10 protein-coding genes and 2 pseudogenes are annotated in these 13545 nt (G+C 71.9%); 6 read left to right on the forward strand and 6 right to left on the reverse strand.

Going from position 1 to position 13545, the window contains the following annotated elements; all coding sequences use genetic code 11:
• The 4 genes from CCN42_RS08530 to CCN42_RS08545 all read left to right on the forward strand — a co-directional run.
• Positions 1–370: ABC transporter permease subunit (locus tag CCN42_RS08530; protein WP_422641145.1), on the forward strand; the 370-nt coding region annotated here is incomplete at its 5' end.
• Positions 371–598: 228 nt separating this feature from the next.
• Complete coding sequence (gene dxs / locus CCN42_RS08535; protein ID WP_086169387.1) at positions 599–2521, forward strand: 1-deoxy-D-xylulose-5-phosphate synthase; 1923 nt, start codon at positions 599–601, stop codon at positions 2519–2521.
• A 154-nt stretch (positions 2522–2675) separates the two neighbouring features.
• A complete protein-coding gene (locus tag CCN42_RS08540; RefSeq protein WP_086734262.1) occupies positions 2676–4199 on the forward strand; it encodes an amino acid permease in 1524 nt (507 codons plus the stop codon).
• Positions 4200–4294: 95 nt separating this feature from the next.
• Positions 4295–5734 (forward strand): glycosyltransferase family 39 protein, encoded by a 1440-nt coding sequence (locus CCN42_RS08545; RefSeq protein ID WP_086734264.1) that lies wholly within the window; start codon positions 4295–4297, stop codon positions 5732–5734.
• A 57-nt stretch (positions 5735–5791) separates the two neighbouring features.
• On the opposite strand, the gene CCN42_RS08550 is transcribed toward CCN42_RS08545, so the two are convergent.
• Positions 5792–6163, reverse strand: a complete 372-nt coding sequence (locus CCN42_RS08550) for a PIN domain-containing protein (protein ID WP_086734266.1) — start codon at positions 6161–6163, stop codon at positions 5792–5794.
• A gap of 68 nt (positions 6164–6231) precedes the next feature.
• On the opposite strand from CCN42_RS08550, the gene CCN42_RS08555 reads away from it, so the two are divergent.
• The gene (locus CCN42_RS08555) at positions 6232–7254 is read left to right on the forward strand and encodes a PLL family lectin (RefSeq protein ID WP_086734271.1); all 1023 of its coding nucleotides are present in this window, start codon (positions 6232–6234) and stop codon (positions 7252–7254) included.
• 115 nt (positions 7255–7369) lie between these two features.
• Here the strand turns inward: CCN42_RS08555 and CCN42_RS08560 are convergent, their stop codons facing one another.
• The 5 genes and pseudogenes from CCN42_RS08560 to CCN42_RS46075 form a co-directional block, all read right to left on the reverse strand.
• Positions 7370–9499, reverse strand: coding sequence for a 3-hydroxyacyl-CoA dehydrogenase NAD-binding domain-containing protein (locus tag CCN42_RS08560; RefSeq protein ID WP_086734267.1), 2130 nt, complete (start codon positions 9497–9499; stop codon positions 7370–7372).
• On the reverse strand, positions 9496–10713 hold the full coding sequence (locus CCN42_RS08565) for a thiolase family protein (protein WP_086169392.1): 1218 nt from the start codon (positions 10711–10713) through the stop codon (positions 9496–9498). Before CCN42_RS08565 ends, CCN42_RS08560 begins: the two co-directional genes overlap by 4 nt.
• 165 nt (positions 10714–10878) lie before the next feature.
• Positions 10879–11916 (reverse strand): LacI family DNA-binding transcriptional regulator, encoded by a 1038-nt coding sequence (locus CCN42_RS08570; protein ID WP_086734269.1) that lies wholly within the window; start codon positions 11914–11916, stop codon positions 10879–10881.
• A pseudogene (locus CCN42_RS08575) lies at positions 11913–12145 on the reverse strand (hypothetical protein); the annotation flags it as partial. The gene CCN42_RS08570 and the pseudogene CCN42_RS08575, both read right to left, overlap by 4 nt.
• Positions 12146–12375: pseudogene (locus tag CCN42_RS46075) on the reverse strand (glycosyl hydrolase 2 galactose-binding domain-containing protein); the annotation flags it as partial.
• A gap of 145 nt (positions 12376–12520) precedes the next feature.
• Here CCN42_RS46075 and CCN42_RS08580 point away from each other — a divergent pair.
• Positions 12521–13545, forward strand: a 1025-nt coding sequence (locus CCN42_RS08580; protein WP_422641146.1) for an ABC transporter substrate-binding protein, incomplete at its 3' end; no start/stop codon positions are given.

The raw sequence follows: 13545 nt of genomic DNA on the forward strand, positions 1-13545 counted from the left end.
CCGGCGCGCCGGCATCAACGTCACCGCGGTGCGGATCTCGGTCTTCGCGATCTCCGGCGGCTTCGCGGCGATCGGCGGCCTCTTCCTGGCCTCCAAGATCGCCTCGGCCAACCAGAGCGCCGGTACCGGTGACCTGCTGATGAACGCCATCGCTGCGGCGGTGATCGGCGGTACGTCGCTGTTCGGCGGCCGGGGCCGCACCTGGAACGCCCTGCTGGGTGTCCTGGTGATCGTCTCCATCCAGTACGGCCTCCAGCTGGAGTCCATCGCCGAGCCGGTGAAGTACATGATCACCGCGGGTGTGCTGCTCACCACGGTCGTGATCGACTCGATCACACGGAAGACGCAGAAGACGGCGGGTCGCGCGTAGGACCCCGCCCGCGGCGAGGACGGCCTCGCCGCGGGGTACGGGTGGCCTGCCGGTGCCGGTCCGCCGTGGCCGGTCGCGCAGCTCTCCGTGCCCTCGGGGCGATGTCATCGCCCTCACCAGAACCTGTGCCCGGCACCAATGGCGGTGCCGGGCACAGTCGCGCCGGGCGGAACATTAGACTCGACGAGCCCGGCAACAGCTCAACAGCTCTACTGCAAGGAGGCACGGGTGCCGCTGCTGACCCGCATCAGGGGACCGCGCGATCTGGACCGGCTCAGCCTGGAGGAGCTGGACCAGCTGGCCGGGGAGATCCGGACCTTCCTCGTCGACGCGGTCTCCAAGACCGGCGGCCACCTCGGCCCGAACCTCGGCGTGGTGGAGCTGACCATCGCCCTGCACCGTGTCTTCGAATCGCCGAAGGACAAGGTGCTGTGGGACACCGGTCACCAGTCCTACGTGCACAAGCTGCTCACCGGCCGGCAGGACTTCTCCAAGCTGAAGATGAAGGGCGGCCTGTCCGGCTACCCCTCGCAGGCCGAGTCCGAGCACGACGTCATCGAGAACAGCCACGCCTCCACGGTGCTCGGCTGGGCCGACGGCCTGGCCAAGGCGAACCAGCTGCTGGAACGCGACGACCACGTCGTCGCCGTGATCGGTGACGGCGCGCTCACCGGCGGCATGGCCTGGGAGGCGCTGAACAACATCGCCGAGGCCAAGGACCGCCCGCTGGTCATCGTCGTCAACGACAACGAGCGCTCCTACGCCCCGACCATCGGCGGTCTCGCCAACCACCTCGCCACGCTGCGCACCACCGACGGCTACGAGCGCTTCCTGGCCCGCACCAAGGAGATCCTCGACCGCACCCCGGTCGTGGGCAGGCCGCTGTACGAGACCCTGCACGGCGCCAAGAAGGGCCTGAAGGACTTCATCGCGCCGCAGGGCATGTTCGAGGACCTGGGCCTGAAGTACGTCGGCCCGATCGACGGCCACGACATCGAGGCGCTGGAGTCCGCGCTGGCCCGCGCCAAGCGCTTCGGCGGCCCGGTCATCGTGCACTGCCTCACCGAGAAGGGCCGCGGCTACCAGCCCGCCCTCCAGGACGAGGCGGACCGCTTCCACGCCGTCGGCAAGATCCACCCCGACACGGGCCTGCCGATCGCCTCCTCCGGCGCCGACTGGACCTCCGTCTTCGGTGACGAGATGGTCAAGCTCGGCGAGGAGCGGAAGGACATCGTCGCCATCACGGCGGCCATGCTCCAGCCGGTCGGCCTGGACAAGTTCGCCAAGCGCTTCCCGGAGCGGGTCTACGACGTCGGCATCGCCGAGCAGCACGGCGCCGTCTCCGCCGCGGGCCTGGCCACCGGCGGACTGCACCCGGTCTTCGCCGTGTACGCCACCTTCCTCAACCGCGCCTTCGACCAGGTGCTGATGGACGTGGCCCTGCACAAGTGCGGGGTGACGTTCGTGCTGGACCGGGCCGGTATCACCGGCACCGACGGCGCCTCCCACAACGGCATGTGGGACATGTCGATCCTCCAGGTCGTCCCCGGTCTCCGGCTCGCCGCCCCGCGCGACGCCGACCAGGTCCGCGCGCAGCTGCGCGAGGCCGTCCAGGTCGACGACGCGCCGACCGTGGTGCGCTTCTCCAAGGGAGCCGTCGGCCCGGCCGTACCGGCGGTGGGCAAGGCCGGCGGAATGGACGTGCTGCGCGAGCCCGGCACCGACCGCCCCGACGTCCTGCTGGTCTCGGTGGGAGCGCTCGCGCCGATGTGCCTGGAGATCGCCGCCCTGCTGGACCAGCAGGGCATCTCCACCACCGTCGTCGACCCGCGCTGGGTCAAGCCCGTCGACGAGGCCCTGGCCCCGCTCGCCGAGCGGCACCGGGTGGTCGTCACCGTCGAGGACAACAGCCGGGTCGGCGGTGTCGGCTCCGCGATCGCCCAGGCCCTGCGGGACGCGGGCGTCGACGTGCCGCTGCGCGACTTCGGCATCCCGCCGCGCTTCCTCGACCACGCCTCGCGCGCCGAGGTGATGGCGGAGATCGGCCTGACCGCGCCGGACATCGCCCGGCAGGTCACCGGCCTGGTGTCCAAGCTGGACGGGAAGTACGAGCGCGCCGCGGCCGACGAGGTCCAGGCCGCCCGGGACTGATCCCGCCGTACCGTCGTACCGCCGTATGGGCCGGTTCCACCACTGCCAAGAGTGGTGAAACCGGCCCATTGGCGTGAAACTGCCCGCGTCGGGGCTTGCGCAACCCGCCCCCTCTCGATCATGTCGAGGACGACAAGCGTGGGAGGTACGCCCGATGAGCAGCACCCTCTTCCGGACCAAGAAGGTCGAGCAGTCCATCCTCGATACCGAGGAACCGGAGCACGCCCTCAAGAAGTCACTCTCGGCCCTGGACCTGACGGTCTTCGGCGTCGGTGTCATCATCGGCACCGGCATCTTCGTGCTGACCGGCACGGTCGCCAAGAACAACGCGGGGCCCGCGGTGGCCCTGGCGTTCGTCGCGGCCGGTGTCGCCTGCGCGCTCGCCGCGCTCTGCTACGCCGAGTTCGCCTCCACGGTCCCGGTCGCCGGGTCCGCGTACACGTTCTCGTACGCCTCCCTCGGCGAGCTGCCCGCCTGGACCATCGGCTGGGACCTGGTCCTGGAGTTCGCCCTCGGTACGGCGGTGGTCGCCGTCGGCTGGTCGGGCTACATCCAGTCGCTGATGGGCAACGCGGGCTGGGAGATGCCCGCGGCGCTCGGCAGCCGGGAGGGCGCCGACGGCTTCGGCTTCGACATCCTCGCCGCGGTGCTGGTCCTGGTACTGACCGCGATCCTCGTCATCGGCATGAAGCTGTCCGCGCGCGTCACCCAGGTCGTCGTCGCGATCAAGGTGACCGTCGTCCTCGTCGTGATCATCGCGGGCGCCTTCTTCATCAAGACCGCCAACTACGACCCGTTCGTCCCGAAGGCGCAGGAGGTGCCGGCCGGCGACAGCCTCCAGTCCCCGCTGATCCAGCTCATGTTCGGCTGGGCCCCCTCCAACTTCGGCGTGATGGGCATCTTCACCGCCGCGTCCGTCGTCTTCTTCGCCTTCATCGGCTTCGACGTCGTCGCGACCGCCGCCGAGGAGACCCGCAACCCGCAGCGCGACATGCCGCGCGGCATCCTCGGCTCGCTGCTGATCTGCACCACGCTGTACGTCCTCGTCTCGATCGTCGTCACCGGCATGCAGCACTACAGCGAACTGTCCGTGGACGCCCCCCTCGCCGACGCCTTCAAGGCCACCGGGCACCCCTGGTACGCGGGCTTCATCAGCTTCGGCGCCGCCGTCGGCCTCACCACCGTCTGCATGATCCTGCTGCTCGGCCAGACCCGGGTGTTCTTCGCGATGAGCCGGGACGGGCTGCTGCCCCGGTTCTTCTCCCGTGTCCACCCCAGGTTCCGCACCCCGCACCGGCCGACCATCCTGCTCGGCGTGATCATCGCGGTTCTCGCGGGCTTCACCCCGCTCACGGAACTGGCCGCGCTGGTCAACATCGGCACGCTGTTCGCCTTCGTGGTGGTGGCGATCGGCGTGATCATCCTCCGCCGCACCCGCCCCGACCTGCCCCGCTCCTTCAAGACCCCGTGGGTGCCGGTCATCCCGATCCTGTCCGTGGGCGCCTCGCTGTGGCTGATGCTCAACCTGCCCGCCGAGACCTGGATCCGGTTCGCCATCTGGATGGCGGCGGGCTTCGTCGTGTACTTCCTGTACGGCCGTTCCCACAGCCGCCTCGGCCGGCACCAGGAGACCACGGTGGACGACGTCGTCGAAGGCCACCCGCACCCGGACCGGTAGCCGACGGCGCCACCACGGCACGTCACCGGCCCCCTCGCCTCCGGCCCTGTATGTCCCGCTTCGGTGGGATACGCGGGGCCGGATAGCGTACGCGCATGCACGCAGAGCTACTCGCCCCCGCACGCAACGTCACCACACCGAGCGCGGGGCGCGGCTACTGGCGGCGACTGCTGCCGGTGCTGGCCCTGCTCGCCTGCCTCACCCGTGTGCCCTCCTTCGCCCGGCCGCTGTGGAACCCCGACGAGGGCTATCTCGCCGTCCAGGCGCGGATACTGGCGCACGGCGGACAGCTCTACGAGACGGTCGTGGACCGCAAACCGCCACTGGTGCCCTGGCTGTACGAGGCGGCCTTCGCGGTGACCGGCTCCGGCTCGCTCACCGCCGTCCGGGTGCTCGCGATCCTCGCCCAGCTGCTCACCGCCGCCCTGCTGGCCTCGCTCGCCCGGCGCCGCTGGGGCGATGGCGCGGGCCGCACCGCCGGGGCGCTCTATCTGCTGGTCTCCGTGGGGCTCAACCCGGAGGACGCGCAGGCCGCCGGGTTCGAGGTGTTCATGCTGCCCGGCACCGCCGCCGCGATGTGGTGCGCCGACCGGCGCCGCTGGGGCGCGGCGGGTGTCGCCGTCGCCTGCGCCGTCCTCGCCAAGCAGACCGGCGGGGCGGTGCTGCTGCCGGTGGGCTGGCTGTGCGTCACCTCGGGCGCCGCCCGCACCGGGCTGCCGCGCCTGGCCGCCGGGGCGGCCCTGCCCGTGCTGGCGGCCGCGCTGCTCACCGACCCGGCCGGGTTCCTGTTCTGGACGGTCACCGGATCCACGGCCTACGCCGCCTTCAGCGGCTCCCCGCTGCACGCCCTGACCCGCGCGCTGGCCAACGCGGCGATCCTGGCGGGGGCGTGCGCGGGACTGCTCGTCCCCCTCGTGCGGGCGCCGCGCACCGGGCCCGTCGACCTGTGGCTGTGGCTGGCCGGGTCGGCGGGCGCGGTCCTGGCCGGCTTCCACTTCTTCGGCCACTACTACCTGCAACTCCTGCCCCCGCTCGCCCTGCTGGCCACCGCCGCCCTGCACCGCCCGCCGCGGGCGCGGCCGGCCCGGGCGGTCCTCGTCTCCGGCTGCGCGTGCGCCGTGTTCCTCGCCTGGGGCCTGGCCGCGCCGCGCACCGAACTCGCCCACGCCCAGCGCCTCGCCGAGGCCACCGCCCACCGCACCGCCCCCGGCGACCGCGTCCTGATCTGGGGCATGCACCCGGAGACGTACTGGCTCGCCGGCCGCGCCCCCGCCAGCCGCTACCTCACCGCCGGACTGCTCACCAACTACAGCGGCGGGCGCGACGGCTCCGGCGTCGGCGAGCGGTACGCCGTGGACGGCGCCTGGCCGGTGTTCCGGCGGGAGCTGGCCGACGCCCCGGTCCTCATCGTCGACGACTCCCGCGGCAAGCCGTACGCCCCCGAGCGGCTGCCGACCCTGCGCGGACTGCTCGCCGACCGGTACCGGCCGGTCGGCACGGTGGACGGAGCCGTGCTGTACACACGGATCCGCTGACCCCCGCCGCCAGTGCCTGGTGGACGACTCCCGCCTGCCCGTGGCGTCAGACACCCCCTAGTCACCGCGGCGCACCGTGCGCGGCCCCGCGGTCCGTGCCCCCAGCTCCGTCACCCGGCGGCGCAGTTCCCGGTCGGCCGTGACGACCAGGCACGGCCGCTCCCCGGCCGCCGCGACCAGCTCCACCATGCGGTCGTCCCCGCTGCCCGGCGCGGACTCCACCCGCACCCCCGGCACGGACGCGACGCCCCGGGCCGCTCCCTCCACCACCAGCACGATCTCCACGGGCCCCGGACACCCCGGCACGCCGTCCGCGGCGAGCCGGTCCCGCAGCCGCTGCGCGGCCCCCCGCCGGTCCCGCCACCACCCGTCCGGCACCGACCCGACGACGTTCGCGGCATCGACGATCACCAGCAGCGCGTCACTCATGGGGCCAGGCTCCCACGGCCCCCGCGCGCGGCGGGCCCGGGCCCCATGGCTAGAGTGGCCTCGTGTCGATGGTCCGTACTGTGAAGGGCAACTGGCTCATACGCGGCCGGGACGGCCGGCTCGGCGTCTACCTGCCGACGGACGACGCGGTCCTGTACCGGGCCGAGCGCGTCCCCGGCGGCCCCTGGGAGAGCCCCCGCAAGGCAGGCGGCGACCAGACGCTGCACGCCGGTTTCGGGGTGGGGCAGGGCCCCGACGGCTACGCCCACCTGGTCGCCTGGCGGCCCACCCGAGCCGGCGGGGCCGAGCTGGTGCACTCCACCCACTTCCGGCCGCTGCTCGCACCGCTCGACTGGACGCCCTTCGGGCACCCCAACAAGGAGGCCGACCGCACCGGCGACCCCGTCGTCGCCGTCGACGTCGAGGGGCGGGCGCATCTCTTCGTCCGCAACCGCGGCCAGGGCGTGTCCATGCGGAACCAGAAGGAGCGCGGCGGCCTCAACGCCTGGCACGACCTGCGCGGCTCCAAGGTGCAGGAACTCCTCGCGGTCACCGGGGAGTCGGGCCGTATCGAGGTGTACGCCGCCAATCCCACCGGCATCCTGCGCTGGTACCAGCAGGAGCCGGGCAGGCGCCCGGTGGCCGCCGCTCCGCTGCCCGTCACGATCGAGCCGGGCACCCTGGCCGCGCTGCCCACCTCCAAGGAGCACACCACCCTCTTCTACGCCGACCCCGAGGGCATGCTGTACGCCTGGCGGCCCGACGCCGGGCCCAGGGCGCTGCTGCCCGCGGCCGGCCCCGGCCCGGTGACCGTGCTGCGCTGCGACATCGACGGCCACGACTGCACGCTCCTCGCCCAGCGCTCCGCCTCCGGCCGGGTCGCGTTCGCCGCGTACCCGACCGAGCGGGAGACGGCCGGCCTGTGGTGGACGGAGTCCGGCCCCGAGCTGCCCGAGGGCACGCGGGTGGCCCTCGCCCAGGACGCCACGGACCGGGTCGTCGCGGCGACCCTCACCCCGGACGGCACCCTGCGGGTGACGCGGCGCAAGGACGAACCGGGGCTGGCCCTGGAGGCCTGGCGCACGGTCTGACCCGGCGCGCGACCGCGCCCGGCCGCCACGGCGGGCCGGCCCCGCGCCCGCAACGCAAACGGTGCCCCGCACGCCGGCAGGCGTGCGGGGCACCGCGGTCGAGCGGGGGACGCGGTTACGCCGGGACGCTCGCCACGCCCTGCGCGAGGAACCGCTTGCCGTTCACCCGCTCGGAGACACCCTCGCGGTCCAGGTACGGCGTGATGCCGCCCAGGTGGAAGGGCCAGCCGGCGCCGGTGATCAGGCACAGGTCGATGTCCTGGGCCTCGGCGACGACGCCCTCGTCGAGCATGAGCCCGATCTCCTGGGCGACGGCGTCCAGGACGCGGGCGCGCACCTGCTCCTCGGTCAGGACGACATCGCCCTGCTTGAGGAGGGCGGCGACCTCCGGGTCCAGCTCGGGCTTGCCGCTGTCGTAGACGTAGAAGCCGCGCTTGCCCGCCTCGACGACCGCCTTCAGGTTCGGGGAGACCTTGAAGCGGTCCGGGAACGCCTTGTTCAGCGTCTCGGAGACGTGCAGGCCGATGGCTGGGCCGACCAGCTCCAGCAGGACCAGCGGGGACATCGGCAGGCCCAGCGGCTCGACCGCCTTCTCGGCGACGGCGACCGGGGTGCCCTCGTCGATGACGTTCTGGATCTCGCCCATGAAGCGGGTCAGGATGCGGTTCACGACGAACGCCGGGGCGTCCTTGGTGAGGACCGCGGTCTTCTTCAGCTTCTTGGCGACGGCGAAGGCCGTGGCCAGGGAGGCGTCGTCGGTCTGCTCACCGCGGACGATCTCCAGCAGCGGCAGCACGGCGACCGGGTTGAAGAAGTGGAAGCCGACGACCCGCTCGGGGTGCTTCAGCTTCGACGCCATCTCGGACACCGACAGCGAGGAGGTGTTGGTGGCGAGGATCGCGTGCGCCGGGGCGACCGCCTCGACCTCCGCGAACACCGTCTGCTTGACGCCCATCTCCTCGAACACGGCCTCGATGATGAAGTCCGCGTCCGCGAAGCCCTCGGCCTTGTCCAGGACACCGGTCACCAGCGCCTTGAGACGGTTGGCCTTGTCCTGGTTGATGCGGCCCTTGCCGAGCAGCTTGTCGATCTCGGCGTGGACGTAGCCCACACCCTTGTCGACGCGCTCCTGGTCGATGTCGGTCAGCACGACCGGCACCTCGAGGCGGCGCAGGAAGAGCAGGGCGAGCTGGGAGGCCATCAGGCCGGCGCCGACGACGCCCACCTTGGTGACCGGGCGGGCCAGCGACTTGTCCGGGGCACCCGCCGGACGCTTGCCGCGCTTCTGCACCAGGTTGAAGGCGTAGATGCCGGCGCGCAGCTCGCCGCCCATGATCAGGTCGGCGAGCGCCCTGTCCTCGGCGTCGTAGCCCTCCTGGAGGTCACCGTTCCTGGCGGCGGCGATGATGTCCAGGGCGCGGTAGGCGGCCGGGGCGGCGCCGTGCACCTTGGAGTCCGCGATGAAGCGGCCCTTGGCGACGGCCTGGTCCCAGGCCTCGCCGCGGTCGATCACCGGGCGCTCGACGACGATCTCGCCCTTGAGGACGGACGCGGTCCAGATGAGGGACTGCTCCAGGAAGTCGGCGCCCTCGAAGATCGCGTCGGCGATGCCCAGCTCGTAGACCTGCTTGCCCTTGAGCTGCTTGTTCTGGTTGAGGCTGTTCTCGATGATCACCGAGACGGCCTTCTCGGGGCCGATCAGGTTCGGCAGCAGGGTGCAGCCGCCCCAGCCGGGGACCAGGCCGAGGAAGACCTCGGGCAGGGAGAACGCCGGGACGGACGCGGACACCGTGCGGTAGGTGCAGTGCAGGCCGACCTCGACGCCGCCGCCCATCGCGGCGCCGTTGTAGTAGGCGAACGTCGGCACGGCGAGGCCGGACAGCCGCTTGAAGACGTCGTGGCCGCCCTTGCCGATGGCGTAGGCGTGGTCCCACTCCTTCAGCAGCTCGACACCCTTGAGGTCGGCGCCGACGGCGAAGATGAACGGCTTGCCGGTGATGCCGACGCCGACGATCCCGCCGTCCGCGGCCTCCTTCTCGACCTGGTCGACGGCGGCGTTGAGGTTCGCCAGCGACTGGGGGCCGAAGGTGGTCGGCTTGGTGTGGTCGTGCCCGTTGTCGAGGGTGATCAGGGCGAAGCGCCCGGCGCCCAGGGGCAGGTCGAAGTGGCGTACGTGCGCCTGCGTGACGACCTCGTCCGGGAACAGCTCGGCCGCACCCTTCAGCAGCTCAGCGGTGGTGCTCACTTGTCCCCCTCGAAGTTCGGGTTCTCCCAGATGACCGTCGCGCCCATGCCGAAGCCGACGCACATGGTGGTCAGGCCGTAGCGGACGTGCGGCTGCTCCTCGAACTGGCGGGCCAGCTGCGTCATCAGACGGACACCGGAGGAGGCCAGCGGGTGGCCGAAGGCGATGGCGCCGCCGTACTGGTTGACGCGCTCGTCGTCGTCGGCGATGCCGTAGTGGTCCAGGAAGGCCAGGACCTGGACGGCGAAGGCCTCGTTGATCTCGAACAGGCCGATGTCGGAGATCGACAGGCCCGCCTGCGCGAGGGCCTTCTCGGTGGCCGGGATCGGGCCGTAGCCCATGACCTCCGGCTCGACGCCCGCGAAGGCGTAGGAGACCAGGCGCATCTTGACGGGCAGGCCGTTCTCGCGCGCGAAGTCCTCGGAGGCGATGAGCGAGGCGGTGGCGCCGTCGTTCAGGCCGGCCGCGTTGCCGGCGGTGACCCGGCCGTGGACGCGGAACGGCGTCTTCAGGCCCTGGAGGTTCTCCAGCGTGGTGCCCGGGCGCATCGGCTCGTCGGCGGTGACCAGGCCCCAGCCCGTCTCGCCGGCCTCCGCGTTGGTGCGGCGCACCGAGACCGGCACCAGGTCGGCCTGGATCTTGCCGTTGGCGTACGCCTTGGCGGCCTTCTCCTGGGAACGCACCGCGTACTCGTCGGCGCGCAGCTTGGTGATCTGCGGGTAGCGGTCGTGCAGGTTCTCCGCGGTCATGCCCATGAACAGGGCGGACTCGTCGACCAGCTTCTCGCTGACGAACCGCGGGTTCGGGTCGACGCCCTCGCCCATCGGGTGACGGCCCATGTGCTCGACACCGCCCGCGATGGCGATGTCGTAGGCGCCGAACGCGACGGAGCCGGCGACCGTGGTGACGGCCGTCAGGGCGCCCGCGCACATGCGGTCGATGGAGTAACCGGGGACGGACTGCGGCAGGCCCGCGAGGATGCCGGCCGTGCGGCCGATGGTGAGGCCCTGGTCGCCGATCTGCGTGGTCGCGGCGATGGCGACCTCGTCGATCTTCTTCGGGTCCAGGCCGGGGTTGCGGCGCAGCAGCTCCCGGATCGCCTTGACGACGAGATCGTCGGCGCGGGTCTCGTGGTAGATGCCCTTCGGGCCCGCCTTGCCGAACGGGGTGCGGACGCCGTCGACGAAGACGACGTCCCTGACGGTACGAGGCACGATGGCTCTCCTCCAGGGTGCGGGATGGCACTGCTGCGGCACGCATGCACTGAGCGCGCGCTCAGGGCCCATGCTACTTATGAGTAACGTGACTGCCCAGTCCTGGCGGGTCGAGCGGTGAAGGTCACATCCGAACGCAGCACACCCACGGCCTGGAAGCGGCCCTCACCGGGACGGCGGCGCCGTCGACCCCCGAGGAGTCAGCACCGGCGTCGGAACGGGATGCGACCCCGTCCCGTCCCCCGAGATCACCCCGAACAGCGTCCGCGCCACCTCCGCCCCGAACCCGTGCACGTCGTGACTCATCGCGGACAGCGTCGGATGCGTCAGCCGGCACAGTTGCGAGTCGTCCCAGGCCAGCAGCGACACGTCCTCCGGCACCTTCAGGCCCATCTCGGCGGCCACCGACAGCCCCGCCACCGCCATGATGTCGTTGTCGTAGACGATCGCCGTGGGCCGGTCCGCCGGGGCCGCGGTCAGCAGCGAGCGCGTCGCCCGCGCCCCCGCCTCACCGGAGAAGTCGGTCGCCACCTGCCACGCACCGGCCAGCCCCAGTGCCTTCGCCGCCTCGTCGAACGCGGCGGTGCGCAGCACCGTGTGCCCGAGCGCCGCCGCGCCGCCGACCCGCGCGATCCGCCGGTGCCCGAGCGCCGCGAGATAGCGCACGGCCTCGCCGACGGCCGTAGTGTCGTCGGTCCACACCGAGGTCAGCGAGCCGGTCAGCGACGGATGCCCGACGGCGACCACCGGCAGCCCGAGCGGCTCGGCGACCGGCACCCGGGGGTCGTCCTCGCGGAAGTCGACCAGGATGGAGCCGCCGATCTGCCGCCCCTTCCACCACGACTCCAGCAGCCCGGCCTCCTCGTCGAGGTTCTTCACCAGCCGCAGCAGCAGCGAACTGGAGTGCTCGGTGAGCACGCTCTCCACGCCCGAGACGAACTCCATGTAGAACGGCTCCAGGCCCAGCATCCGGGCCGGCCGGCAGATCGCCAGACCGACCACGTCCACCCGCGCCCCGGCCAGTGACCGCGCGGTCAGACTGGGCGCCCAGCCCAGCTCCCGGGCGGCCCGGAAGATCCGGTCCCGGGTGGCCTCCGACAGCCCCGGCTTGTGGTTGAAGGCGAGGGAGACGGCACCCTTGGAGACACCGGCGCGCGCGGCGACGTCCTTGATGGTGACGCGAGGACCATGAAGGGCAGTCATCGAGAGGGCTCCATGCAGTACGGGGCGGCCCGGGCGGCGGCCGCATCGGGATTCTCCCAGCCCCGGACCCCGATGGTCACCCTTTCGCCGGGCAGCAGTGTCACCAGTCCGTGATCGGCCCGCGCCGCGGGGTCCAGCCGGTCCGCCTGGAGCAGCAGATCCCGGACCACGGTGCCGGCCGTCACCTCGACGCCGCCCGGCACCAGCGCGGCTCGAATTCCGGCCGGGGGTCGGTCTGCTCGTGCGGGGAGCGGGCGGCGGTGCCGCCCAGGTCGCGCTCGTACGTCCACTCCCGTCGGCCCACCCAGGCCACCTCGGTCTCGTTGCGGCCGAGGAACGGGTCCGGGATCACCCCGGCGGCCGGCAGGTCGGTGTGCACGCACCCCGGCACGGCGGCCGGGAGCGAGGCCCCCTGGTGCCGCAGGTCCATCCCTCGTGTGGCGGTGTCGGCTCCGGCATGCGCACTCCCTCAACCGGTTGATGCGGATGGGTGGTCGACATTTCGCAATCTTGGCGAGATAGGGACTTTACCGGTTAAGAAAGCGCTGTCAGAGTGCCGAATCAGCCAACCCGCAGTGCTCGTCCGTCCCCCTGAACGGAGCTGATGCACATGAACCGCCGCCCCCTCCTCGCCCTCTCCGCAGCCGCCCTGCTGCTCTCCGCGTGCACCGGCACCGGAGGCGCCACCCAGGGCGCGGACGCGAAAGCCCCCGACGACCCGTCCAAGGTCTCCGGAACCATCACCGTCCTCACCGTGCGGACCGACCTGGTGCAGGACGGCACGATGGACCGGTACGCCGCCGAGTTCAACAAGACCTACCCGAAGGTCAAGGTCGAGTTCCAGGCCCTCACCAACTACGAGGCCGAGATCAAGATCCGGATGAACACGGAGAACTACGGCGACGTCCTGCTGATCCCCGCGGTCGTCGAGAAGGACGACTACCCGAAGTTCTTCGCCTCGCTCGGCACCCGGGAGGAACGCGAGAAGAAGTACCGCTTCACCGACTTCACGACCGTCGACGGCAAGGTCTACGGGCAGAGCCCGGTCGGCGTGGCCCCCGGCTTCGTCTACAACAAGCGGGTCTGGCGGGAGGCCGGGATCCGCGAATGGCCCACCACCCCGGCCGAGTTCCTGGCCGGCCTGAAGGCCATCAGGTCCAGGACCGGCGCGACCCCCTACTACACCAACTTCGCGGCCCAGTGGCCCCTCACCTCCTGGACCTACGTCAACGGCTCCGTCAGCTGCGACACCGACGCCACCACCGAGCTCGCCGAGGGCGACCCGTGGGCCGAGGGCGCCGATCTGCGCGTCGGCGACACCCTGCTGCACGACATCGTCGCGCAGGGCCTCGCCGAGAAGGACCCGACCACCACCAACTGGGAGGCGTCCAAGACCCGGCTGGCCAAGGGCGAGATCGCCACCCAGTGGCTCGGCACCTGGGCGATCGTCCAGTTCCGGGACGCCGCCCGCAAGGCCGGCACGAACCCCGACGACATCGGCTTCATGCCCTTCCCCGCCCAGGTGGACGGCACCTTCTGCGCGGTCGTCGCCCCCGACTACAACCAGGCCGTCAACATCCACTCCGACCACAAGGAGGCGGCCCGCGCCTGGATCGACTGGTTCACCGA

The organism is Streptomyces glaucescens, assembly GCF_002154375.1.
In the GTDB taxonomy this organism is placed as follows: domain Bacteria; phylum Actinomycetota; class Actinomycetes; order Streptomycetales; family Streptomycetaceae; genus Streptomyces; species Streptomyces glaucescens.